The 23,109-nt window shown below is 71.8% G+C and carries 21 protein-coding genes and 2 tRNA genes; 15 read left to right on the forward strand and 8 right to left on the reverse strand.

What is annotated here, in order from left to right; genetic code table 11:
- Positions 1-115 precede the first annotated feature (115 nt).
- The 7 genes from SRB5_RS29080 to SRB5_RS29110 all read left to right on the forward strand — a co-directional run bounded on the left by SRB5_RS29080 (position 116) and on the right by SRB5_RS29110 (position 7,780).
- Complete coding sequence (locus SRB5_RS29080; RefSeq protein WP_153456433.1) at positions 116-1,249, forward strand: acyltransferase family protein; 1,134 nt, start codon at positions 116-118, stop codon at positions 1,247-1,249.
- Positions 1,250-1,369: 120 nt separating this feature from the next.
- Positions 1,370-2,494 (forward strand): glutamate 5-kinase, encoded by a 1,125-nt coding sequence (proB, locus tag SRB5_RS29085; protein WP_153456434.1) that lies wholly within the window; start codon positions 1,370-1,372, stop codon positions 2,492-2,494.
- Between the two features lie 91 nt (positions 2,495-2,585).
- Positions 2,586-4,895: a bifunctional glycosyltransferase/CDP-glycerol:glycerophosphate glycerophosphotransferase gene (locus SRB5_RS29090; protein ID WP_153456435.1), complete on the forward strand. Its 2,310-nt coding sequence runs from the start codon at positions 2,586-2,588 to the stop codon at positions 4,893-4,895.
- 129 nt (positions 4,896-5,024) lie between these two features.
- Positions 5,025-5,525 (forward strand): hypothetical protein, encoded by a 501-nt coding sequence (locus tag SRB5_RS29095; protein WP_323378674.1) that lies wholly within the window; start codon positions 5,025-5,027, stop codon positions 5,523-5,525.
- 64 nt (positions 5,526-5,589) lie between these two features.
- A complete protein-coding gene (locus tag SRB5_RS29100) occupies positions 5,590-6,879 on the forward strand; it encodes a glutamate-5-semialdehyde dehydrogenase (RefSeq protein WP_153456436.1) in 1,290 nt (429 codons plus the stop codon).
- 85 nt (positions 6,880-6,964) lie between these two features.
- Positions 6,965-7,594, forward strand: a complete 630-nt coding sequence (locus SRB5_RS29105) for a GNAT family N-acetyltransferase (protein WP_323378675.1) — start codon at positions 6,965-6,967, stop codon at positions 7,592-7,594.
- Between the two features lie 113 nt (positions 7,595-7,707).
- Positions 7,708-7,780 (forward strand) — tRNA-Ala (locus SRB5_RS29110).
- Between the two features lie 73 nt (positions 7,781-7,853).
- Here the strand turns inward: SRB5_RS29110 and SRB5_RS29115 are convergent.
- The 5 genes from SRB5_RS29115 to SRB5_RS36005 form a co-directional block, all read right to left on the reverse strand.
- Complete coding sequence (locus tag SRB5_RS29115) at positions 7,854-8,489, reverse strand: histidine phosphatase family protein (RefSeq protein ID WP_153456437.1); 636 nt, start codon at positions 8,487-8,489, stop codon at positions 7,854-7,856.
- On the reverse strand, positions 8,482-8,913 hold the full coding sequence (gene rsfS, locus SRB5_RS29120; RefSeq protein WP_323378676.1) for a ribosome silencing factor: 432 nt from the start codon (positions 8,911-8,913) through the stop codon (positions 8,482-8,484). The genes SRB5_RS29115 and rsfS overlap by 8 nt, the downstream gene beginning before the upstream one ends.
- Before the next feature lie 91 nt (positions 8,914-9,004).
- Complete coding sequence (locus SRB5_RS37610; RefSeq protein WP_323378677.1) at positions 9,005-10,678, reverse strand: LytR C-terminal domain-containing protein; 1,674 nt, start codon at positions 10,676-10,678, stop codon at positions 9,005-9,007.
- A 93-nt stretch (positions 10,679-10,771) separates the two neighbouring features.
- Positions 10,772-11,377 carry a nicotinate-nucleotide adenylyltransferase gene (gene nadD / locus SRB5_RS29130; RefSeq protein WP_323378678.1) on the reverse strand — a complete coding sequence of 202 codons (606 nt, stop codon included), beginning with the start codon at positions 11,375-11,377 and terminating at the stop codon, positions 10,772-10,774.
- A complete protein-coding gene (locus SRB5_RS36005) occupies positions 11,370-11,543 on the reverse strand; it encodes a hypothetical protein (protein ID WP_194293063.1) in 174 nt (57 codons plus the stop codon). Before SRB5_RS36005 ends, nadD begins: the two co-directional genes overlap by 8 nt.
- Positions 11,544-11,743: 200 nt before the next feature.
- On the opposite strand from SRB5_RS36005, the gene SRB5_RS29135 reads away from it, so the two are divergent.
- A complete protein-coding gene (locus SRB5_RS29135) occupies positions 11,744-12,838 on the forward strand; it encodes a M48 family metallopeptidase (protein WP_153456440.1) in 1,095 nt (364 codons plus the stop codon).
- A 38-nt stretch (positions 12,839-12,876) separates the two neighbouring features.
- Here SRB5_RS29135 and SRB5_RS29140 read toward each other — a convergent pair whose 3' ends face one another.
- From SRB5_RS29140 to SRB5_RS29150, 3 genes are all read right to left on the reverse strand, one after another.
- A complete protein-coding gene (locus tag SRB5_RS29140; protein WP_153456441.1) occupies positions 12,877-13,968 on the reverse strand; it encodes an SCO2583 family membrane protein in 1,092 nt (363 codons plus the stop codon).
- An 87-nt stretch (positions 13,969-14,055) separates the two neighbouring features.
- Complete coding sequence (locus SRB5_RS29145; RefSeq protein WP_323378679.1) at positions 14,056-14,544, reverse strand: SCO2584 family spore wall biosynthesis protein; 489 nt, start codon at positions 14,542-14,544, stop codon at positions 14,056-14,058.
- A 60-nt stretch (positions 14,545-14,604) separates the two neighbouring features.
- Positions 14,605-15,525, reverse strand: a complete 921-nt coding sequence (locus tag SRB5_RS29150) for a helix-turn-helix transcriptional regulator (protein WP_323378680.1) — start codon at positions 15,523-15,525, stop codon at positions 14,605-14,607.
- A gap of 102 nt (positions 15,526-15,627) precedes the next feature.
- Between SRB5_RS29150 and SRB5_RS29155 the strand changes: the two genes are divergently transcribed.
- From SRB5_RS29155 to SRB5_RS29180, 7 genes are all read left to right on the forward strand, one after another.
- The gene (locus SRB5_RS29155; RefSeq protein ID WP_153456443.1) at positions 15,628-17,076 is read left to right on the forward strand and encodes an MFS transporter; all 1,449 of its coding nucleotides are present in this window, start codon (positions 15,628-15,630) and stop codon (positions 17,074-17,076) included.
- 124 nt (positions 17,077-17,200) lie between these two features.
- Positions 17,201-17,371, forward strand: a complete 171-nt coding sequence (locus tag SRB5_RS36010) for a hypothetical protein (RefSeq protein ID WP_194293064.1) — start codon at positions 17,201-17,203, stop codon at positions 17,369-17,371.
- Between the two features lie 3 nt (positions 17,372-17,374).
- Positions 17,375-17,608 carry a hypothetical protein gene (locus SRB5_RS29160; RefSeq protein ID WP_026276023.1) on the forward strand — a complete coding sequence of 78 codons (234 nt, stop codon included), beginning with the start codon at positions 17,375-17,377 and terminating at the stop codon, positions 17,606-17,608.
- A gap of 92 nt (positions 17,609-17,700) precedes the next feature.
- Positions 17,701-17,773 (forward strand) — tRNA-Ala (locus SRB5_RS29165).
- 287 nt (positions 17,774-18,060) lie between these two features.
- Positions 18,061-20,904 carry a leucine--tRNA ligase gene (gene leuS / locus SRB5_RS29170; RefSeq protein ID WP_153456444.1) on the forward strand — a complete coding sequence of 948 codons (2,844 nt, stop codon included), beginning with the start codon at positions 18,061-18,063 and terminating at the stop codon, positions 20,902-20,904.
- Between the two features lie 108 nt (positions 20,905-21,012).
- Positions 21,013-21,702 (forward strand): hypothetical protein, encoded by a 690-nt coding sequence (locus SRB5_RS29175; protein ID WP_323378681.1) that lies wholly within the window; start codon positions 21,013-21,015, stop codon positions 21,700-21,702.
- A 134-nt stretch (positions 21,703-21,836) separates the two neighbouring features.
- On the forward strand, positions 21,837-22,682 hold the full coding sequence (locus tag SRB5_RS29180; protein WP_153456445.1) for a DegV family protein: 846 nt from the start codon (positions 21,837-21,839) through the stop codon (positions 22,680-22,682).
- Positions 22,683-23,109: the final 427 nt, after the last annotated feature.

Genomic DNA, 23,109 nt, shown 5'->3' on the forward strand with positions numbered 1-23,109 from the left:
ACTCGTGTCACGCGGTCCCGCGTCAGCGCTGGTCGTCAACCCAGGACGGAATCTTTCCCTCCAACGGGGCAGTGTGAGTTCTCCGGCCCTGGGCACGCGCCCTGACGTGAGTCGAATGCCGTCGCCCCTGCTTGCCCGTAAATCCGCCGATTCCGCCGTTTCGGTGGAGGAGAGAAAGGCGCCGCCGGCACGCGACGCCTACTTCGACAACGCGAAGTTCATGGCGACCGTGCTGGTCGTCGTCGCGCACGCCTGGGCGCCGCTACGGGACAGCCGCACCGTCGACGCGGTGCATCTGCTCATCTATGCGTTTCATATGCCCGCCTTCATTATCATCTCGGGCTATTTCTCCAAGAATTTCGACGCCACCCCGCACCGGGTCTTCCGGCTCATCACCAGCCTGCTGGTGCCGTACCTGATCTTCGAGATCGCCTACACCCTGCTGCGGCGCACGGTCGCCGCCGACAGCGACGCCCCGTTCACTGTCTTTGACCCCTGGTATCTGACCTGGTTCCTGGCGGTGCTCTTCATCTGGCGGCTGACCGCCCCGCTGTGGAAGGCGCTGCGCTTCCCGCTGACCACCGCCCTCGCGATCGCCGTCCTGGCGTCCATGACGCCCGGGGTCGGCTCCGCGCTCGATCTGCAGCGGGTGCTGCAGTTCCTGCCGTTCTTCGTGCTGGGCATGAAGCTGCGGTCGGCGGACTTCTCCGTGCTGCGTTCCTGGCGGGTGCGGATCGCGGCGCTGCCGGTGTTCGCGGGCGCCGCCGTCTTCTCGTACTGGGCCGTCACCCGGATGAACGCCGAGTGGATGTTCCGGCGCTACGCGGCGCAGGACCTGGGCACGTCCGGCTGGACGGGGCCCGTGATGACGCTCGCCCTGTTCGGCTGCTCGCTGCTGCTCACCGCCTGCTTCCTGTCCTGGGTGCCGGGGCGCCGGCTGTTCTTCACGGGGCTGGGCGCCGCGACGCTGTACGGCTATCTGCTGCACGGGTTCGTGCTGAAGAGCGCCCAGTGGGAGGACTGGTACAGCTACGCCTGGCTGCACACCCCGCTGGGCGAGGTGGCCGTCACCGTGGGCGCCGCCGTGATGACGGCGCTGCTGTGCACGGCGCCGGTGCGCAGGGTGTTCCGGTACGTCGTCGAGCCGAAGCTGACCTGGGCGTACGGCGGCCCGTCCCGCGAGCGTCCGGCCGCCGTGCCGGCGGCGGGTGTGACGGCGCCGCGCCGGGAGCCGGCCGAGGTGGGCTAGCCCCGTCCACGCGGCAGTCCGCGACCCGGACGGACCGGCGGCCGGTGGGGTCCGGCGCGTAGATTGGACCTTCCGGACCCCAGGAGGCGGCGGTCCGCGCGCGGACGACCAGAGGACGGCATGACACAGGGCAGGCGGCAGAACGTGGCCGAGGCGCGCCGGATCGTGGTGAAGGTGGGCTCGTCCTCCCTGACCACCGCGACCGGCGGACTGGACGCCGACCGGGTGGACGCCCTGGTGGACGTACTGGCGAAGGCGGCGGAGGGCCGCGAGGTGGTCCTCGTGTCCTCCGGCGCCATCGCGGCCGGACTCGCCCCCCTCGGACTGCGCCGCCGCCCGCGCGACCTCGCCCGCCAGCAGGCCGCCGCCTCCGTCGGCCAGGGCCTGCTCGTCGCCCGCTACACGGCGTCGTTCGCCCGCTACGGCCGCCGGGTGGGCCAGGTGCTGCTCACCACCGACGACATGAGCCGCCGCGCCCACTACCGCAACGCCTACCGCACGCTCGAGCAGCTGCTGGCCATGGGCGCGCTGCCGGTCGTCAACGAGAACGACACCGTCGCCACCGACGAGATCCGCTTCGGCGACAACGACCGCCTCGCCGCCCTCGTCGCCCATCTCGTCCGCGCCGACCTGCTGGTGCTCCTCTCCGACGTCGAGGGCCTCTACGACGGCCACCCCAGCGCCCCCGGCAGCTCCCCCATCACCGAGGTCCGCGACCACGCCGAGCTGGCCGGCGTCGACACCGCCCGCCCCGGCTCGGCGGGCGTCGGCACCGGCGGGATGGCGACCAAGGTCGAGGCGGCCCGGATCGCCGCCGCGGCCGGCGTCCCCGTCGTCCTCACCTCCACCGTCCGCGTCGCCGACGCCCTCGCCGGCCGCCCCACCGGTACGTACTTCCACCCCGCCGCCCGCCGCGCCCGCGGCCGGCTGCTGTGGCTGGCGCACGCCTCCACCCCGCAGGGCGTGCTCGTCCTGGACGACGGCGCCGTGCAGGCGGTGGTGGCCCGCCACAGCTCGCTGCTGCCGGCCGGGATCGAGTCCGTGGCCGGCAGCTTCACCGCCGGCGACCCCGTGGAGCTGCACGACACCGCGGGCCGGACGATCGCCCGCGGCCTGGTCAGCTTCGACTCCGCCGAGCTTCCCCGGCTGCTGGGCCGCTCCACCCGGGAGCTCGCCCGGGAGCTCGGCCCCGCGTACGAGCGGGAGGTCGTGCACCGGGACGATCTCGTGGTCCTGAGTCACTGATGAATAACTGATCGATCACGGATCTCGCACTTCCGCACCCCTCTGTGCAGACTTCACCGGACACATCAAAAGTTCCGGGGGTTCACGGCGCATGAACGCAACACCCGCACCACGGTTCAGCATTGTCATACCGTCATACGGGGTGCAAGCATTCATCAGGGAATGCCTGGAATCGGTACTCGCGCAGGATTTCACCGACTTCGAGGTCATCGCGGTCGACGACTGCTCGACCGACGGCACCGGCGTCATCATCGACGAGTTCGCCGCCCGCGACCCCCGGGTGATCGCCGTGCACCGCGAGGAGAACGGCGGCCTCGGGCAGACCCGCAACACCGGCGTGGACCGGGCCCGCGGCGACTATCTGCTGTTCCTGGACGGCGACGACACCTACCGCCCCGGCTCCCTGCGCGCCCTGGCCGACCGGCTGGCGGAGACCGGCGACCCCGATCTGCTGATGTTCGACCACGTCCGCAGCCACTGGGACGGCCGGCTCGAGTCCAGCAGCACCCCCCGCATCCTCGGACCGATCGGCCGCGAGGTCGTGAATCCGGCCGAACACCCCGAGTTCTTCCACCACTTCGCCATCGTCTGCAACCGCGCCTTCCGCCGCGACTTCTACCTGAAGCACGACTTCCGCTTCACGGACGGCTACTACGAGGACGCCCTGATGGTCTACAAGGTGCTCCTGTGCGCCGGGACCGCCGCGTACTGCGACCACGTCGTCCTCGACTACCGCCAGCGCCGGCTGGGGAACATGATGCAGACCGGCGACCGCCGCCAGTTCGCCATCTTCGACCAGTACCAGCTGCTCTTCGACTTCCTCGACGAGCGCCCCGAGCAGGAGGCGCTGCGCCCGCTGCTGTTCCAGCGCATGATCAGCCACTTCCTGCACTCCCTCGCCCGCCGCGCCCGGATACCGCTGCGGCTGCGGCGCGCCTATCTGCGCCGGGCCTCCCAGCAGTACCGCAAGCTCCGGCCCGCCGGCTTCACCCCGCCGCCCGGCGTGCTGGGGCTGAAGTTCCGCGCCGTGGGCTGGGGTTCGTACCCCCTCTTCGAGCTGCTGAAGTTCGCCAACGGCACCCGCGAGAAGGCCCAGCGCCTCGTGCGTACGGGCCTTCCCCGGCTCAAACGGGCCGCGGGCAAGGCCGTCTACCGCGCCTACTACGCCCTCCAGCGGCTGCGCCCCCTGGACCCGGACCTCGCCGTCTACTCCGCGTACTGGGGCCGCACGCCCGCCTGCAATCCGCTCGCCGTGTACGAGACGGCCCGCCGCCTCGCCCCGCGCCAGCGCGCGGTGTGGGTGGTGAAACGGGAGCACGTCAAGTCCGTACCGAAGGGCATGGCCCACGTCGTCCTCAACTCGCGGCCCTACTGGGACCTCGTCGCCCGGGCCACGTACTTCGTCAACAACGTCAACTTCCTGGACACCGTCGTCAAACGGCGCGGCCAGATCCACCTGATGACCCACCACGGCACCCCGCTCAAGCGCATGGGCCTGGACCAGCGCGACTATCCCGTCGCCGCCGGCACCACGGACTTCGAGGCCCTGATGGCCCGCTGCGACCGCTGGACGTACAGCCTCTCCGCCAACCCGCACTCCAGCGAGAACTGGGCCCGCGTCTACCCCAACCGCTGGACGACCGCGCGCACCGACGGCCCGGACACCTGGACCTCGCTGGAGACCGGCTACCCCCGCAACGACGTCTTCTACCGGGCGACGGCCGCCGAGGTGCTGCAGGCCCGCGCCGCGCTCGGCATCGCGCCGGGGACCCGGGCCGTGCTGTACGCGCCGACCCACCGCGACTACCAGCGGGACTACGAGCCGCGCCTGGACTTCGAGCGCGTGGCGCGCGAGCTGGGGCCGGACACGGTGCTGCTGGTGCGGGCGCACTACTCGTACGACGTGGACCTGCCCGAGGGGACGCCCGTGCGGGACGTCTCCGGACACCCCTCCGTCGAGCAGCTGTGTCTGGCGGCCGACGTGCTGGTCACCGACTACTCGTCGATCATGTTCGACTACGCCAACCTCGACCGCCCCATCGTGATCTACGCCGACGACTGGGACGTCTACTCCGCCGTCCGCGGCGTCACCTTCGACCTGCTCGCCGAGCCCCCGGGAGCCGTCGCCACCAGCGAGGACGAGCTGATCGCGGTGCTGGGCGGCGACGCCTGGGACGACGCGGACGCGACCGCGCTGCGGGCCGCCTTCCGCCGCCGGTTCTGCACGTACGACGACGGCTTCGCCGCCGAGCGCGCCGTCCGCCGCGTCCTCCTCGGCCAGGAGGCCACGCCCCCCGTCGTACCCCTGGAGCAGCGCACCCCGGCCCCCGCGCCGCGCGCGGCCGGGATCATCGCCCCGGCGGTGTCCGCCGAAGCGTCCACAGTCCCGCAGAACGGCTGAAAACACCTCCCCGCATCGGACCGGCTTGGCCAAAACGCCCCCACGCGGGGCCGGGGACTGGTCAACTTTGTTGTATGGGATCGTCACCGCAGGGCGGTCCGATGCAGACTCGTATTCAGGAGGCCGCCCGTGAGGCAAGGGCGTCCGGGGGCGCTGCCCCGAGGCCGGGCCGAGCGCAAGCTGACCAGCGTGGGGAATCCCGACGCCGACGCGGCGCGGGAGCCCGAGACGTCCGGCCCCGTCCGGTCGCGGCCCGCGTCCGCGAGCGGGCTGGAGCACACCACACCGGCGGCGCGGCTCTGGCACGTCACGCTGAGCGTCTCGGGCCCCGAGGCGCCGCTGAAGGAGGTCAGACGCGGCCTCGAGCAGCTGGCGCACGACCACCCCTTCCTGCTCACCAGCCGGTACGCCAACGACCACGCCGAGATCCGCTACTGGGAGGAGGCCCGCGACCTGCATGACGCCGCCGCCGTGGCCCTGCGCCTGTGGGGCGAGCACCGCACCAGCGCGGGCCTGCCGCCGTGGCAGATCGTCGGCCTGGAGGTCATCGACCGGGAGACGTACCACCAGCGCGTCGCCGACGGCTACGGCCCGCCGCCCGCCGCCCCCGTGGGGGTGCACCCCTTCTGACCCGGCCGTCTCACCCTCCGGAATCCCGGCGGTCCACCCCGGCGCGCTCGCTACCCTGGCAGGCATGACCAGCGTGACGACCACACCCTTCGACGACCTCTCCCCGGTGCTCCAGGCCGCCTACCGGGCCCGCGCCGCCGCCGCCGAGCTCGCCCCGCTGCCGCGCGCCGCGAAGGACGACGCGCTGCTGGCGATCGCGGACGCCCTGGAGGTCCGCACCCGGGAGATCATCGAGGCCAACGCCGCGGACATCGCCCGGGCCCGCGAGGCCGGCACCTCCGACACCGTCATCGACCGGCTCACGCTCACCCCGGAGCGGATCCGCGTCATCGCCTCCGACGTGCGGGACATCGTCGCCCTGCCCGACCCGGTCGGCGAGGTCGTCCGCGGCTCCACCCTGCCCAACGGCCTGGAGCTGCGTCAGCTGCGGGTGCCGCTCGGGGTCGTCGGCATTATCTACGAGGGCCGGCCGAACGTCACCGTGGACGCCGCCGCCCTGTGCCTGAAGTCCGGCAACGCCGTGCTGCTGCGCGGCTCCTCCTCCGCGTACACGTCGAACACCGCGCTGGTCCGGGTGCTGCGCGACGCCGTGCACGGCGCGGGGCTGCCGGCCGACGCGATCCAGCTGGTGCCGGGGGAGAGCCGGGAGTCGGTCACGGAGCTGATGCGGGCGCGCGGCATGGTCGACGTGCTGATCCCGCGCGGCGGCGCCGGGCTGATCAAGACGGTCGTCGAGCAGTCCACGGTCCCGGTGATCGAGACGGGCACGGGCAACTGCCATGTGTACGTCGACGAGCGCGCCGACCTCGATCTCGCGGTCGACATCCTCGTCAACGCCAAGGCCCAGCGCCCCAGCGTGTGCAACGCCGCCGAGACGGTGCTGGTCCACCGCGAGGTCGCCGACGAGTTCCTGCCCAAGGCCCTGGCCGCGCTGCGTGACGCCGGGGTGACGGTGCACGGCGACGAGGCGTGGCTGAAGGCCGGCGCGGCGGCGGGCGTCGAGGTGGTCCCGGCGACGCCGGAGGACTGGGAGACGGAGTATCTGTCGTACGACATCGCCGCGGCCGTCGTGGACTCGCTGGACGCCGCCGTGGGGCACATCCGGCTGTGGTCCTCGGGCCACACGGAGGCGATCCTGACGACGGACACCCGGGCCGCCAGGCGGTTCGTGGCGATGGTCGACGCGGCGGCCGTGATGGTCAACGCCTCGACGCGGTTCACCGACGGCTCGGAGTTCGGCTTCGGCGCCGAGATCGGCATCTCCACCCAGAAGCTGCACGCGCGCGGCCCGATGGGGCTGCCGGAGCTGACGTCGACGAAGTACGTGGTGACGGGGGACGGTCACATCCGCTGATCTCTCCCGGGGCAGCGCCGTCCTTTCCGGACGGCGCTGCTTTTTCGTGGTTGTGGGAGCGCTCCCATACGGGCACCATGGCGCCGTGACCACATCTCGCGCCCGCATCCGCCCGTACCGCCCCACCGACCGCGCCGCGCTGTCCGACATCTGCGTGCGGACCGCCGACAACGGCGGTGACGCCCGGCATCTGTACGAGGACCAGGAACTGCTGCCGACCCTCTTCGCCACCCCGTACGCGACGCTGGAGCCGGAGCTGGCGTTCGTCGTGGACGACGGGGAGCGGGCCGTGGGGTACATCGTGGGCACCGCCGACACCCCGGCGTTCGTCCGGCGCTTCCGGGACACCTGGCTGCCGCAGGTGGCCGCCCGCTTCCCCGCGCCGCCGCCGGAGCCGGCCACGCCCACGGAGGAGATGCGGTACCTCCTCCACAACCCGGAGCGGATGATCGTCCCGGCGCTGGCCGGGTATCCGGCGCATCTGCACATCGACCTGCTCCCGAGCCATCAGCGGGCGGGCCACGGGCGCGAGCTGATGGCGGCGTTCCTGGGCGCCCTGGCGGCCCGCGGCGTCCCCCGCGTCCATCTGGGCATGGTCACGGCCAACACCGCGGCCCGGGCCTTCTACGACCGCCTGGGCTTCTCGGTCCTCCCGGTCCCGGACCCGGGGCCGCTGACGTATCTGGGGCGGTCGACGAAGGAGCCGCTGACGTGACGGTGCCGGAACCGTTCGCGGTGGACCCGGGGCGAAACGATTTTTGTTTCTGCCGGGTCTGCCGCTAAGCTTTAGCTCGTTCGCACGGGGCAGCGCCCACGGTGCGGCAGTGCGGGGCTATAGCTCAGTTGGTAGAGCGATTGCATGGCATGCAATAGGTCAGGAGTTCGATTCTCCTTAGCTCCACAGCGAACGTAACGAAGATCCCGTCCAATCGGACGGGATCTTCGCGTTTTACGAGGCGGAACCCCGGACGGACTCAGGTGTCGTCGCCCAGGACCGGCTCCGGGAGGGTGCCGGCGTTGTGCTCCGTGAGGCGCCAGCCCCGGGCGCTCTCGCCGAGGATGGACCAGCAGCAGTTGGACAGGCCGCCCAGCGACTCCCAGTGATGCGGCTCCAGGCCCAGCAGCCGCCCGATCGTGGTACGGATCGCGCCGCCGTGGCTGACGACGACCAGCGTGCCGCCGTCGGGCAGCTTGTCGGCGTGCGCGAGGACGACGGGAGCCGCCCGCTCGGCGACCTCCGTCTCCAGCTCGCCCCCGCCGCGCCGGACGGGCTCACCGCGCTTCCACGCGGCGTACTGCTCCCCGTACCGCTCGATGATCTCGTCGTGCGTCAGCCCCTGCCAGACCCCGGCGTACGTCTCCCGCAGCCCCGTGTCGTGCACGACCTCCAGCCCCGTCACGGCCGCCAGCTCGGCGGCCGTGGCACGGGTGCGGCCCAGATCGGAGGCGATGATCGCGTCCGGGCGCAGGGACGCGAGGAGGCGGGCGGCGCGGCGGGCCTGGGCCAGGCCCGCCGGCGTCAGCTCGATGTCCGTCGTGCCCTGGAAGCGGCGCTCCAGATTCCACGCGGTCTGGCCGTGCCGCCACAGGACGATCCGGCGGTCACGCATCCCAGGACGGCTCCTCGCGGTGGGCCGCCGCGTACTCGGCGGCCTTGCCCCGGGTGGCCTTCGCGTCCGGCGGCAGCTCGATCACCGGGCAGTCCTTCCACAGCCGCTCCAGGGCGTAGAAGACGCGCTCCTCGGAGTGCTGGACGTGCACGACGATGTCGGAGTAGTCCAGCAGGACCCAGCGGCCGTCCCGCTCGCCCTCGCGGCGCAGGGGCTTGACGCCGTGCTCCTTCTGCAGCGTCTCCTCGACGGCGTCGACGATCGCCTTGACCTGCCGGTCGTTGGGCGCCGAGGCGAGCAGGAACGCGTCGGTGATGGCCAGCACGTCGCTGACGTCGTACGCGATGATGTCGTGCGCGAGCTTGTCGGCCGCCGCCTGGGCGGCGGCCCTGATCAGCTCGGTGGAGCGGTCTGTCGCGGTCACAGGCAGGCTTTCCGGATCGGGTGCGGATACGTCTCCAGGGTCTCACGACCCACCGACGCAGTTCCTCACCCTTTCCGTCACCCCGCTGCGGTCACCCTCCGTAGTCCTTGCCAAGGACCACGGTGATGTCCGCGCCCGCCGATCCGGCGCCCTTCTTGACCGACTTCGCGCTCAGCCCCAGCGTCTTGGCCACCTCCGCCGCCTGATCGGCCCGGGAGGCGTCCGCGTACAGCACCTGGGAGGCGTCGACGGCCTTGGCCGCGTTGGTCGCGCCGGTGAAGTTGTAGCCCCCGTTGACCAGGGCGACCTGGGCGTTCTGCGCCTTGGCCTGGTCCCCGCTGGCGTTCTTCACGGCGACCTTCGCGGTGGCGCTCGGGTCGGCGTTCTTCACGGTGCCGCCGAGGACGTCCTTCACGATCTTCGAGGAGGCCTGCTCGTCCAGGGTGCCGTCCTGCCGCACGGGCAGCGTCTGCGTCGTGTAGTCGCCGTCCTTCGCCCGGGTGGACAGGGCGGCCAGCGAGGCGGCCAGCTCGCCCTCGCTGAGCGAGGGGTCGGGGATGGCGCCCATCGACTTCACGATCTGCGTCACGGTCTCCTTGTCGGAGGGCAGCTTGCCGAGCAGCGCCTGCAGCACCGTGCCGAACCGCTCCAGGGAGGCGTTCGGGTCCTCGCCCTTGGCCCGGAAGGTCGCGTACGCGGCGGCCGCGGCGCCGTTCATGTCGACGTTCGCGCCCTTGGTCACCAGGGGCTTGTCGTTCTTCTTCTTGCCCGGGACGGTGGCCGTGGCCTCCTTCACGGTGATGCCGCCGACGCCCTCGACCAGGAGCTCGAGGAACGGGGCGTCGAGCCGCCAGGTGCCCTTGATCTCGGAGCCGAGCACCGAGTCGATCGCGTCCCGGGTGGATCCGGCCGCCGCGTCCTCGACGGACTTGGCCAGCGTCGTGGCGCCGCCGTCGTCGGTGGTGACGGCCATGTTGCCGGGCAGCAGGACCGTGCTGCCCTGGCCGGTGGTCTCGTTGTCGACCAGCAGCGCCGTGGCGCTGTCGGTGCTGCGCAGCGGCTTGAGGTGGACGACGATCACGTCGCGCTTGTCGCCGGCGGAAGGGCCGGAGTCACCGGCGGGACCCGAGAGGAAGGGCAGCTTGTCCGCGTACCAGAGGTAGCCGGTGCTGCCGAGGAGGGCGACGCAGATCAGGATGATCAGCAGCGAGCGGCGGTTCTTGCCGCGCCGCTTGGCCTCCTCGCGCCGCTCGGTGCGGCTCTCGGTGAACTTCAGCCAGTCGATCGCGTCCTCGGCCTGCTCCGTCTCCTCCTCGACGAACGAGAACTGCTCGGTGTGGTACTCGCGCTCCGGCGGGGCGGCCTGCTGCGGGACGGTCCACTCGCCGGTGGAGGTGGTCGTCGACGGGCCGTACGGGTCGTAGCCGGGCTGGGGCTGGGGCTGGTCGTACCCGGGGGCCGGTGGCTGGGCGTACCCCTGCTGCTGCGGATAGGGCTCCTGGTACGCGGGCTGCTGGCCCGTCCCGTACGGGTCGTAGCCGTAGCCCTGGTCCTGCTGGGGCGGGGCGCCGCCGTACGTCTGGTGGGAGTAGGGGTCGTACGCGGGCTGCCGGCCCGTTCCGTACGGGTCGTAGCCCTGTTGTCCCTGCTGTTGCGGGACCTGCTGCTGGTATGGGTCCTGGCCGCCGTAGGGGTCCCGTCCGTAGGGATCGCGCCCTTCCGGTCCCTGCGCCTCGTAGCGCCGCCCGGAATATGCGTCGTTCACCGGTGCCCCTTCCGTGGTGGGCCTGAAGTCCTGGGAGGCCCATCTGTCCCCGCTTGTATCCCCCGACTCCCCCCGCTACCCGCATCCTGCTCTTTAAACGGGGGTCCGGTAAAGGTTTCGCTTATTGATGTACTGCACGACGCCGTCCGGGACCAAATACCAGACGGGTGCGTCGTGGCCGACGCGATTCCGGCAATCCGTGGACGAAATGGCCAGCGCGGGCACCTCGACCAGGGACACGCCGCCCTGGGGAAGTCCCTGGTCGGACAGGGTGTGACCGGGCCTGGTGACACCCACGAAGTGCGCCAGGGCGAACAGCTCCTCCGCGTCCCGCCAGGTCAGGATCTGGGCCAGGGCGTCGGCTCCGGTGATGAAGAAGAGGTCCGCCTCCGGGTTCAGCTCGCGCAGCTCACGCAGGGTGTCGATGGTGTACGTGACACCGCCCCGGTCGATGTCGATCCGGCTGACGGAGAACATCGGGTTGGAGGCGGTGGCGATCACCGTCATCAGATAGCGGTCCTCGGCGGGCGTCACCGCGCGGTGGGACTTCTGCCACGGCTGGCCCGTGGGTACGAAGATCACCTCGTCGAGGTGGAAACGGTGGGCGACCTCACTGGCCGCCACCAGGTGACCGTGATGGACGGGATCGAACGTCCCGCCCATCACTCCCAGGCGTCTTCTGTCCGCCCGGTCAGTCACGGTTGAAGCGCGTGGTGATCCACAGCAGCAGAAGCAGTGCCGCCAGCGCGCCGCCGCCGACGGCGAACGGCTGCAGGCTGTCGTGGCCGCCGGACTCGCCGCCGGAGCCTTCGGCGGCCGACGCGAGGGTGACGGCGAGGTGGTGGGCGGAGGAGAGAGCACTCATCGTCAGCGGGACCTATCCGGGTAGTCGGGGCCGGGCATACCTGTGAGCGTCATCGTATGCGGCCCGCTCCGGGGGGCCGACCCGGGCCTCCGCCATCCGGGGTGCGGGAACCGGCCGGAGGCCCGCACGCGTTGTTCCGTTGTGCGCATACGCTGGGTGCGGCAGTGCACTCGGGGGCGGCAACGGAGGGGAAAGCACCGATGAGCGAGACGCACGAGACCGCACCGGCCCGTGACCGCAGGAGATTCCCCGGGATCTCCTCCCGGGCGTACGAACATCCCGCCGACCGGTCCGCGCTGGTCACCCTGCGCAAGCTGACCGGTTTCGACACCGTCTTCAAGACCCTGAGCGGACTGATCCCGGAGCGTTCGCTGCGCCTGCTGTTCCTCTCGGACTCCGTCCGGGTGGGCGACGACCAGTTCCCGCACCTCAACGTCATGCTGCGCGACGCGTGTTACATCCTGGACCTGGAGAAGGTCCCGCCGATGTACGTCACGCAGGACCCGCACCCGAACGCCATGTGCATCGGCCTCGACGCCCCGATCATCGTCGTCACGACGGCGCTGGTCGAGCTGCTCGACGAGGAGGAGATGCGCGCCGTCATCGGCCACGAGGTGGGGCACGCCCTGTCCGGGCACGCGGTCTACCGGACGATCCTGCTGTTCCTCACCAAGCTGGCGCTGGCGGTGGCCTGGATCCCGCTGGGGGCCCTCGCCATCCGCGCGATCGTGGCGGCGCTGATGGAGTGGTTCCGCAAGTCGGAGCTCTCCGCCGACCGGGCCGGGCTGCTGGTCGGGCAGGATCTGCGGGCCTCGATGCGCGGGCTGATGAAGCTGGCGGGGGGCAATCATCTGCACGAGATGAACGTGGACTCGTTCCTCAAGCAGGCCGAGGAGTACGAGGAGGGCGGCGATCTGCGCGACTCCGTGCTGAAGATCCTCACGGTCTGGCAGCGCACCCACCCGTTCACCACGGTGCGGGCGGCCCAGCTGAAGCGGTGGTCGGAGAGCCGGGACTACCAGCGGATCATGGACGGCCACTACCCGCGCCGGGACGAGGACGCCGAGGCGAAGGTGTCGGACGCGTACGCCGACGCGGCGACGCACTACTCGACGTCGGCGAAGGAGAGCAAGGACCCGCTGATGGGCCTGGTCCGCGACATAGCGGGCGGCGCCGGGGATCTGGGCGGGCGGCTGCGGAACACGTTCCGGGGCAACGGGGGATCGAACGGGGGGTCCAACGGAGGTTCGGACGGCGGGGACGCCACTCCGGGGCCGCGGGAGCCGCAGGACTGAGGTCTCACGGGTTTTACGGCCGTTACGGCTCCACGGCTCTACGGCCGAGGCAGGTACGGCAGGGCGCCGGGCGCGAGGGTGCCGCACACCGCGGCGCTCTTCTGCCCGCCCCTGGCGTACGGGTCCGTCCCCGTGGCGCCGTCGCCCCGCTCGCCGGCCAGTAAGGGCTGCAGATGGTCCGCCTGGTCGGCCGAGCACGCCAGCGGGCCGGCGGTCAGCAGGGTCTCCGTGAGCTGCAGCTGGTTGGCGTCCAGATCGGCGCGGTCGAACCGCATCCGCACCACCCGGTGCACGGTGAACAGCGACGCCCGCTCGTCGGCCGGGACGCCCCGGGAGGCCGCCGGGCCGGCCCGGCGCAGCGCGTACACCACGGTGTGGTCGGCCGTGACCTCCAGATGGGCGGCGTCGGACTCGCCGTAGCTGATCGTCCCCTCGACGCGTACGCCCTGGCCGGCGAGCTCCACCCGGCGCGGGTCGAAGCGCACCATCCACGCCGTCGCCGCGTGCCGGCCGTCGTCCACCGGGCGGTGGACGCTGCTGTCGAACTGGCCCAGCAGATCGGGGTCGAGCTGCAGCCGCACGCTGCGCACGTCGCTGCCGGTGAGCACGCTGGGCACCACGGTCGAGGCCCGCAGATACTCCTGGGCCACGGTGAGGGCGTCCATCACCTGACCCTCGTCGAAGTGCCCGGTGGCCTTGGCCCGCGGCAGGATGTAGCCCGCGCCGCCGATGCCGAAGTCCGCGGCGGCGGTCGCCGCGAAGAGGTCCGCCGCCCGGCCGCCGGGGACCGGCTCGGTGACGGTGAGCGGGATGATCCGGCTGCGCAGCGCGTCGGCGGGCGGCTGGCTCGTCTCCTGGTACGGATGGCGGACGCCCAGATAGACCGCCGTACCGAAGGCCACGGCGATCAGCAGCACCAGGAGCAGGGCCTGGCGGGGCGCGGAGCCGACGGCGGTCCGGCGGCGGCGGACGGCCGGCGCGTGGTCGCCGAGCCGCTCCTGGGCGGAGAACTCCTCGAGGCGTGCGGCAGCGACGAACGACTCGTCGAACACGACGGATCGGAATTCGTCGTCACCGCCCCCCGGGACGCCCTCGGGTGTCCCCTCAGGAGGGTTTCCACGCCCGGTCATATAAGGAGGGTAGGCCCGGCGGCCGACTTGTAAACGCTGGCGTCAGCGACAACTTCGGCCGTTTGCGCACGCCGCGCGGACGCCGCGTCAGCGGGGCGGAACGGACCCGTCGGGCGCCACGGACTCGGCGGACCGGGAGCTGGCGGGGCCGCCGGGGGCCGGGGCCTCGTCCCGGGCGGCGGAGCCGGTGCGGTAGACGGCGGTGAACGCCAGGGCGACGATCCCGACGCCCATCACGACGGCGAGCAGCAGGGCCACCGGCCGCTGCCAGTGCGTCCCGCGGTACGGGCCGAGCCGGCCGCCGTAGGGTCCGTACGGGCCGTACTCCTCGTCCGGGTCGTCGTGGTCGGGGTCGTCCCCGTACCGGCCCTCCTCGAGGGTCCGCTCGGCCTCGGCGCGGGCCTCGGCCGCCGCCACCATGCGCTCCACGGCCGTCGGCTCGTGCACCACCGCCGCGCGGACGAAGTCCTCGTCGAGGACCACGGAGGCGAAGTCGTCGTCCGCGCCCCCGCGGTGATACCCGTCGGGCTCGTCGCCGTCCGGGAAGAACGGCCTGCCCCCCACGTCATCCGGCACAGGAAAAGGGTAAACCGCATCCGCTGGTTTGGGCAGGGTGCGCCGGGAAGCGACGATTTGTCAGGAGCGGGACTGCGTCGCCCGCTCGAGCGATACGGGGCGGGCGTGCGTCGTACAGCCGACCAGGGGGTCGTCCAGGGTGCGCAGTGCGTCCAGCCGGGTGTGCGACTCGGCGTCCGCCGGTACGTACACCACGATCCGCGACTCCGGGCTGCCGGCCACCGTCAGGGACTGCGAGGTGCAGTGCAGGTTCCCCACGGAGGCGTGCTGGATGACCTTGACCCGCTCGCCCGGTGGAGCGACGTCGCCGCTCGCCCACAGCTCCGCGAACCACTCGCTGGCCGCGCACAGCCGGCGTATGAAGCCCTCCCAGCGCGGCTCGCCCACATGCCGGCCGTACGCCCCGCGGAACGTGGCCACCAGCATCGGCAGCTCCGTATCGCGGTTGACCATGCAGCAGCAGCAGGGGCGGGCGGTGAACAGGGCCCACAGCACATTGCGCTCGGCGGGTGGGGCGGCGTCCACCGCCGGGAAGAGCCTGCGGTACATCGCGTTCGTCGCCAGCACGTCGTAGCCCGAGTTGTAGACCGCTGCCGGAAGGGTCCGCAGATCGTCGATGACCCGCTGGATCTCGGGTGTCACCGAGTCCGCGTGCCCCTCGGGCCCGGGGGCGAACGCCACCCCCGCCAGGTCGTAGAGATGCTCCCGCTCCGCCGGGTCCAGCCGCAGCGTCCGCGCCACTGCGTCCAGCACCTGCGGGCTGGCGTTGATGTCACGCCCCTGCTCCAGCCACGTATACCAGGTCACCCCCACCCCGGAGAGCTGGGCGACCTCCTCGCGCCGCAGTCCCGGCGTACGTCTGCGCAGCCCGGGCGGCATGCCGACGTCCGCCGGCGTGACCCGCGCCCGCCGGCTGCGCAGGAACGCCGCCAGCTCGGGCCGGCGCCGCGTCCCCGATCTCCCTGCCGTCGTGATGCTCACCCCCTTAGCGTCGCTCCCCGGGTCCGTCCTTGCCAGGTGCTGCCAGTACCAGCATCGACGGGCTCTCGTTACCGGTACCGCCCCGCGCCCAGGCTGGCGGACATGGCGGAAACAACTCCCGTACTCACTCAAGCACACCGCACTGACACGACCACCGGACCACGCCCCGGGCGACCGCGCCTCGGCTGGCTGCTGGCGATCGTGCTCACCGGGCAGTTCATGGCCCTGCTCGACGTCTTCATCGTCAACGTCGCCGCACCCACCCTGGCCGCCGACCTCGACGCCTCCGGCTCCGGGCTCCAGATGATCATCGCCGGCTACACCATCACCTACGCCGTGCTGCTGATCACGGGCGCCCGGCTCGGCGGGCTGCTGGGGCACCGCCGGATGTTCCTCGCCGGGCTCACCGTCTTCACCCTCGCCTCGCTGGCCTGCGGGCTGGGGCAGAGCACCGGGCAGCTGATCGCGTTCCGGCTGGTCCAGGGCGCCGGCGCGGCGGTGGCCATCCCGCAGGTGCTCAGCCTGATCCAGCGGAACTTCACCGGCGCCGCGCGGGTGCGGGCACTGGGCGCGTACTCCGCCGTGCTGGCCACCGGGGCGGCGGCCGGGCAGATCGCCGGCGGGCTGCTGGTCAGCGCCGATCTGTTCGGTACGGGGTGGCGGCCGGTCTTCCTGGTCAACGTGCCCATCGGGCTCGCCCTGCTCGTGCTGGGCGCCCGGCTCCTGCCGCGCGACGAATCGCACGCCGGTGCGCGCGCCGGGAACGTCCTCGACCGCGGCGGGCTGGTGCTGCTCGCGGCGGCGGTCGCGCTGGTCACCGTGCCGCTGGTGCTGGGGGAGGAGCTCGGCTGGCCGCTGTGGGGCTGGGCGTCGCTCGTCGGCGGGCTGGCGCTGGCGGGGGTCTTCGCCGGGTACGAGGCCCGGCTGGGGCGGCGGGGCGGGGCGCCGCTCTTCCCGGCCCATGTGCTGGCGTCCGGGCGGATGCCGGTCGCGCTGGTCCGTACCGTGCTGTCCATGGCGGTCAACGCCGGCTTCCTCTTCGTCCTCACCCTGCATCTGCAGTCCGACCTCGGCTACAGCGCCCAGCGCACCGGGCTCACCTTCGTCCCCACCGCGTTCGCCTTCGGCGTCGTGGGCCTGACCTGGCAGCGGCTGCCGCGGCACTGGTGGCCCCGGCTGATCCCGGTGGGCTTCGCGCTGTCCGCCGTGTCGTTCGCCGCCGTCGGGCTGGCGCTGCGTGACGGCGGCGGGACGGGGGCGCTGTTCTTCGCCGGGTGCGTGGGGGTTGGTGCGGGGCTGGGCTTCGCGTTCAACACCAACCTCACCCTGGCGCTCGCCACCGTCGAGCCGGCCGACGCCCCGCACGCCAGCGGGCTGCTGGTGACGGCGGCCCAGCTGGGGCTGCTCCTCGGGGTGGCCACCGTCGGCACGCTCTACCTCCACCGGCTGGACTCCGTCGCCTCGTCCTCGGCGCAGTGGGCCTCGGCCCTCGCCCTCGCCGGAACGGCCGCGGCGGGCGTGTTCGCGGGGGCGGCGCGGCGGCGCGGCTGAGCGTCCGGGACGGCGGCGCGGGACGGCAGCGCGCCGTCCCGCGCCGCTGACCGCGGGCCCCGGGCGTGGCAGAATCACTGTTCGGCGGGTAGGGAACGAGCACCCGGAGGGAGGGGTCTGCCAGATGCGGCAGGGCGACGCCCAGGAGCGGCTCGTACGATCCCCCGCCTCCGTCCGGGCGGCGGGCACGGCGCCGCGGTGCCCGGAGTGCGGTTCCACGAACGTCGCCCAGGTGCTCGGTGACAACGGCGGAGTGACGTATGTGTGCACGGCCTGCGGCCATAGCTGGAACTGACTGATGGGCGCCCACAGCAGGAAGTGCGACTGGTGCGGCAACGGCACCCCGATCGTGCGCGACATGGAGCCCCTGAACCCCGACTACCAGTACTGGTGCGAGGAGTGCGCCCGGGCGCTGATCATCAAGGGCGACCCGATCGAGACGTACCGCGAACTGGAGGGCGAGCCGATCTACGGCCGGCTGCTGGACGAGCACTGCACGCTCAAGCGGTTCTACTCCTTCGCCACCGCCTGACCAGGGCGGCCCCGGCTCCGGGGTGGTCGGCCGGGCCCCCGGGGGTCGTGTAAAGTAGGCGAAGCCGACGCGGGGAACCGCGACGGAATCCCGGGGCTATAGCTCAGTTGGTAGAGCGATTGCATGGCATGCAATAGGTCAGGAGTTCGATTCTCCTTAGCTCCACCCGGTGAGAGGGAGAGCGGTTCGCGCGATGCGCGGCGGCTCTCCTTTTTCGTTTCCCGTACGTCCGGTACGCGCCCGACCCCCGTGCGCCGCCCGTTGCCCCTGCGGTACCCTGACCTCCATGCGTGCCGTACGCCTTCTGCTTAGCGGGCCGCGCTGAACAGGATCCACCTCAGCGCGGCGTCCCCTCCTGTGCGAGGGGTTTTTTCATTCCCCGACGCGGATCCGCCGGTCGGAGGAGCACATGACGCGAAGCAGACGACGACCCCCGATGGAGCTTGAGGACGATGAGCGAGAGCACCCCCGCTGCTGAGGCGGCAGACGCCACCCCGCACCGCTACACCGCCGCGCTGGCGGCGGACATCGAGGCACGCTGGCAGGACTTCTGGGACGAGCAGGGCACGTACGCCGCCGAGGCCGAACCCGAATCGGACCGGGCCGCCCGGTTCATCATGGACATGTTCCCGTACCCCTCGGGCGCGGGACTGCACGTGGGCCACCCGCTGGGCTACATCGCCACCGACGTCTTCGCCCGTCACCAGCGCATGACCGGCAAGAACGTGCTGCACACCCTGGGCTTCGACGCCTTCGGCCTGCCCGCCGAGCAGCACGCCGTCGCCACCGGCGAGCACCCCCGGATCACCACCGAGGCGGCCATCGCCAACATGAAGTCCCAGCTGCGCCGGCTGGGCCTGGGCCACGACAAGCGCCGCTCGTTCGCGACGATCGAGCCGGAGTACTACCGGTGGACCCAGTGGATCTTCCTGCAGATCTTCAACTCCTGGTACGACGAGGAGCAGGACAGGGCCCGCCCGATCGACACGCTGATCGAGAAGTTCGCCGGCGGCGCCAAGGCCACCCCCGACGGCCGCCCCTGGGCCGACCTGTCGGAGGCCGAGCGCGCCGACGTACTGAGCGGATACCGGCTGGCGTACGCCTCCGACTCGCCGGTGAACTGGTGCCCCGGGCTGGGCACCGTCCTGGCCAACGAGGAGGTCACCGCCGACGGCCGCTCCGAGCGCGGCAACTTCCCCGTCTTCAAGTCCAATCTGCGCCAGTGGATGATGCGTATCACCGCCTACGCGGACCGGCTGCTGGACGATCTGGACGCGCTGGACTGGCCCGAGGCCATCAAGCTGCAGCAGCGCAACTGGATCGGCCGCTCCGAGGGGGCGCGCGTCGACTTCCCCATCGACGGGGAGAAGATCACCGTCTTCACCACCCGCCAGGACACCCTGTGGGGCGCCACCTACATGGTGCTGGCCCCCGAGCACCCGCTGGTGGAGAAGTTCGTCCCCGCCGCGTGGCCCGAGGGCACGCACGAGGTGTGGACCGGCGGACACGCCACCCCGGCCGAGGCCGTCGCCGCGTACCGCGCGCAGGCCGCCGCCAAGTCGGACGTGGAGCGCCAGGCGGAGGCCAAGGACAAGACCGGCGTCTTCACCGGCGAGTTCGCGGTCAACCCCGTCAACGGCGAGCGGATCCCCGTCTTCATCGCCGACTACGTGCTGATGGGCTACGGCACCGGCGCCATCATGGCGGTGCCCGCGCACGACAGCCGCGACTTCGCGTTCGCGCGCGCCTTCGAGCTGCCGATGCGCTGCGTCGTCGAGCCGTCGGACGGCCGCGGCACCGACCCGTCGGCGTGGGACGACTCGTTCAACTCGTACGACGCGAAGATCGTCAACTCCGCCTCGGACAGCATCTCGCTGGACGGCCTGACCGTCCCCGAGGCCAAGGTCAAGATCACCGAGTGGCTGACCGAGCAGGGCATCGGCGCCGGCACGGTCAACTTCCGGCTGCGTGACTGGCTGTTCTCCCGCCAGCGCTACTGGGGCGAGCCGTTCCCGATCGTGTACGACGAGCAGGGCGTCGCCCACGCGCTGCCCGAGTCGATGCTGCCGCTGGAGCTGCCGGAGGTCGAGGACTACAGCCCCCGCACCTTCGACCCGGACGACGCCGACACCGTCCCCGAGACGCCGCTGTCGCGCAACCAGGACTGGGTGAACGTCACCCTGGACCTGGGCGACGGCCCCAAGCCGTACCGCCGCGAGACCAACACCATGCCCAACTGGGCCGGCTCCTGCTGGTACGAGCTGCGCTATCTGGACCCGCACAACAGCGAGCGGCTGGTCGCGCCCGAGCTGGAGCGCTACTGGATGGGGCCGACGGAGGCGAAGCCGCACGGCGGCGTCGACCTGTACGTCGGCGGTGCCGAGCACGCCGTGCTGCATCTGCTGTACGCGCGGTTCTGGTCGAAGGTGCTGTTCGACCTGGGGTACGTCTCGTCCGTGGAGCCGTTCCACAAGCTGTTCAACCAGGGCATGATCCAGGCGTTCGTCTACCGCGACAGCCGCGGCTTCCCGGTCCCGGCGGCCGAGGCCGTCGAGGAGGCCGACGGCACCTTCACGTACGAGGGACAGCCGGTCAGGCGCGAGCTGGGCAAGATGGGCAAGTCCCTGAAGAACGCCGTCACGCCCGAGGCCATGTGCGCCGAGTACGGGGCGGACACACTGCGGCTGTACGAGATGGCCATGGGCCCGCTGGACGTCTCCCGCCCGTGGGACACGCGTGCGGTCGTCGGCCAGTACCGGCTGCTGCAGCGGCTGTGGCGCAACGTCGTCGACGAGGCGACCGGCGCCGTGGTCGTCGTCGACGAGGAGCCGGACGAGGCCACCCTGCGCGTCATGCACAAGGCGATCGACGGGGTCTCCGGCGATATGGCAGGGCTGCGGTTCAACACCGCCATCGCCAAGGTGACGGAGCTGAACAACCACGTGGTCAAGCTGGACCGCGTACCGCGCGTCGTCGCCGAGACGCTGGTCAGGCTGATCGCCCCGCTGGCCCCGCACGTCGCCGAGGAGCTGTGGCACAGGCTGGGGCACACCACGACGGTCGTGTACGAGGCGTTCCCGGTCGCCGACCCGGCGTACGTGGTGGACGAGTCGGTCACCTGCGTCGTGCAGATCAAGGGCAAGGTCCGGGCCCGGCTGGAGGTGTCCCCGGCGATCGGCGCGGACGAGCTGGAGAAGGCCGCGCTGGCCGATCCCGCGATCGTCGCCGCGCTGGGCGACGCGGAGATCCGCAAGGTGATCGTGCGGGCGCCGAAGCTGGTGAACATCGTCGTGTGACGGATTCGGGGGACTTCCCTAGGGGAAGGACGGGGGTCGCTCGGGCACCCCCGGCCTTCCCCTTCCGTTTACGCTGGAGGAGACGCCCGCCGCCGGAAGGGGACCCTCGTGGATGTCGCGATCGCGTTGCTCGCGCTGATGTTCGTGGTGTTCGTCGTCCTCGGAGCGCTCGCCGTCGTGAAGACGACGCGGGCGGTCAAGCGGGGCGTCGAGCGGACCGTCGCCGACACCCGGCGCTCGGTCACGGAGGCCTCGCTGAAGGTACGCAGCGCCGCTCAGCCGGGGGCGCTCGGTGAGATCGCGTCCCTCCGGCTCGGTCTGCGGACGTCGATCGACTCCGCCCGTACGGCGCTGACCGGGGCCGCGCCCGGGGATCCGGCCGTACAGGAGTCGCTGCGGCTGCTCGATCAGCTGCACGCGTACGGGCGGGCGCTGGACTCCGAGCTGCGGCAGCTGGAGCGCGAGCCCGACAAGGCGCGGGTCGCCGAGCGGATGACGGATGCCCGGCAGCGGACGGAACGGATCCGGCATTCGGCGGATTCGCTGCGGTGGGCGGTGCAGGACCGGACGCGGCACGCGCAGGCCGATGGGCTCGACGAGCTGCAGGCGCAGATCGATCTGGAGGCGGGGGCGCTGCGGCACTGGAACTCGCAGACGGCGGGGGAGGCGGAGGCATCGGGCGCTTCCACCCCGTCCTCCTCGGCTCCCCGGGAGATCAATGGGGCGCAGAAGCTGACGCAGGACGCGTTTCAGACGCTGCTGTCGAAGATCGAGAAGGTGCGGCGGGATCCGGCCTAGGGTTCCTCGTCGGATTGCCGGTGACCTTTTTCGCGGCCCAAGTGCCGCGTTCTCCGGGGGATGCCTCCCGAACCCCCGGCTGACGGGGAGCCCAGCGCAGACACCCCGCCTCAGGGCTTAGTAATCTCTGGGGCATGTCCCGCAAGGTCGCTGTCGTCGCCGATTCCACGGCCTATCTGCCGCAACAGGCGATGCGGCGGTACGGCATCATCTCCGTCCCGCTCACCGTGGTCCTCGGGGACCGGGCGCTGGAGGAGGGCACGGAGATCTCGGCGGTGTCGGTCGCGGAGGCGCTGCGCAAGCGGCGGCCGGTGACCACGTCGCGGCCCGCGCCGGCGCTGTTCGCGCGGACCTACGCCGAGGCCGCGGCGGCGGGGGCGGAGGGCATCGTGTCGCTGCATCTGTCGTCCGAGTTCTCCGGCACGTACGACGCCGCGCTGCTCGCCGCGAAGGAAGCCCCGGTGCCCGTGCGGGTCGTGGACACCCAGATGGTGGCGATGGCGCTCGGCTTCTGCGCGCTGGCGGCGGCGGAGACGGCCATGGCCGGCGGCTCGCTGGACGACGCCGTGACGGCGGCGGAGCGGCGGGCGGCGGGCACGTCGGCGTTCTTCTACGTCGACACCCTGGACTATCTGCGCCGCGGCGGCCGGATCGGGGCGGCGCAGGCGCTGCTCGGGTCGGCGCTGGCGGTGAAGCCGCTGCTGTCGCTGGCCGACGGGAGGATCGAGCTGCTGGAGAAGGTCCGGACGGCGTCCAAGGCCATCGCCCGGCTCGAGGAGATCGTGGCCGCGCGGGCGGGGGACGACCCGGTGGACGTGGCGGTGCATCATCTGGCGGCGGCCGAGCGGGCGAGCGCGCTGGCGGAGCGGGTGCGGGAGCGGATTCCGGGGCTGCGGGAGTTGTATGTGTCGGAGGTCGGGGCCGTTATCGGGGCGCATACGGGGCCTGGGTTGTTGGGGGTTGTGGTTTCTCGGGCTTGAGTGTGGGTGTTGGGGGGCGGGGTTTCGCGGGCTTGGGTGTGGGCCTGGGTTGTTGGGGGTCGTGGCTTTGCGGGCTTGGGTGTGGGCCTGGCGATGTGGGTCGGGGATCGTGGTCTCGCGGGCTTGATTTTCGCCCTTTCGGGGGGCGGGGTTTTCCACAACCGGTGGGTTATCCCCGGGAATGTGCGCTGATCAGCGGCGGGTGGTGGGGTCCGGATAGCTTCGCGGCATGAGTACAGGACGTGCGGCGACGGGGCCCGGCAGGGCTCGCACCCTCGGGGCCCGGAGGCATCGGACCCGGGATCGGGCGCGGGTGGTGCGGGCGCGGGCGGATGTGTTGTTCGCGCCGGGGATGCGGCGTGCTTGGCCGCCGGGGGCTTGGCCACCGGGGGTTTCGCGGGGGGCTCGGGCGGGGGTTTCGGGGGCT

Source organism: Streptomyces smaragdinus, from assembly GCF_009604385.1.
Lineage (GTDB): Bacteria > Actinomycetota > Actinomycetes > Streptomycetales > Streptomycetaceae > Streptomyces > Streptomyces smaragdinus.

Bases quoted from the DNA above. Each gene is read 5' to 3' on its own strand.
- SRB5_RS29080 (WP_153456433.1), top strand. From the start codon at position 116: ATGCCGTCGCCCCTGCTTGCCCGTAAATCCGCCGATTCCGCCGTTTCG.
- proB (WP_153456434.1), top strand. From the start codon at position 1,370: ATGACACAGGGCAGGCGGCAGAACGTGGCCGAGGCGCGCCGGATCGTG.
- SRB5_RS29090 (WP_153456435.1), top strand. From the start codon at position 2,586: ATGAACGCAACACCCGCACCACGGTTCAGCATTGTCATACCGTCATAC.
- SRB5_RS29100 (WP_153456436.1), top strand. From the start codon at position 5,590: ATGACCAGCGTGACGACCACACCCTTCGACGACCTCTCCCCGGTGCTC.
- SRB5_RS29115 (WP_153456437.1), bottom strand. From the start codon at position 8,489: ATGCGTGACCGCCGGATCGTCCTGTGGCGGCACGGCCAGACCGCGTGG.
- SRB5_RS36005 (WP_194293063.1), bottom strand. From the start codon at position 11,543: ATGAGTGCTCTCTCCTCCGCCCACCACCTCGCCGTCACCCTCGCGTCG.
- SRB5_RS29135 (WP_153456440.1), top strand. From the start codon at position 11,744: ATGAGCGAGACGCACGAGACCGCACCGGCCCGTGACCGCAGGAGATTC.
- SRB5_RS29140 (WP_153456441.1), bottom strand. From the start codon at position 13,968: ATGACCGGGCGTGGAAACCCTCCTGAGGGGACACCCGAGGGCGTCCCG.
- SRB5_RS29155 (WP_153456443.1), top strand. From the start codon at position 15,628: ATGGCGGAAACAACTCCCGTACTCACTCAAGCACACCGCACTGACACG.
- SRB5_RS36010 (WP_194293064.1), top strand. From the start codon at position 17,201: ATGCGGCAGGGCGACGCCCAGGAGCGGCTCGTACGATCCCCCGCCTCC.
- SRB5_RS29160 (WP_026276023.1), top strand. From the start codon at position 17,375: ATGGGCGCCCACAGCAGGAAGTGCGACTGGTGCGGCAACGGCACCCCG.
- leuS (WP_153456444.1), top strand. From the start codon at position 18,061: ATGAGCGAGAGCACCCCCGCTGCTGAGGCGGCAGACGCCACCCCGCAC.
- SRB5_RS29180 (WP_153456445.1), top strand. From the start codon at position 21,837: ATGTCCCGCAAGGTCGCTGTCGTCGCCGATTCCACGGCCTATCTGCCG.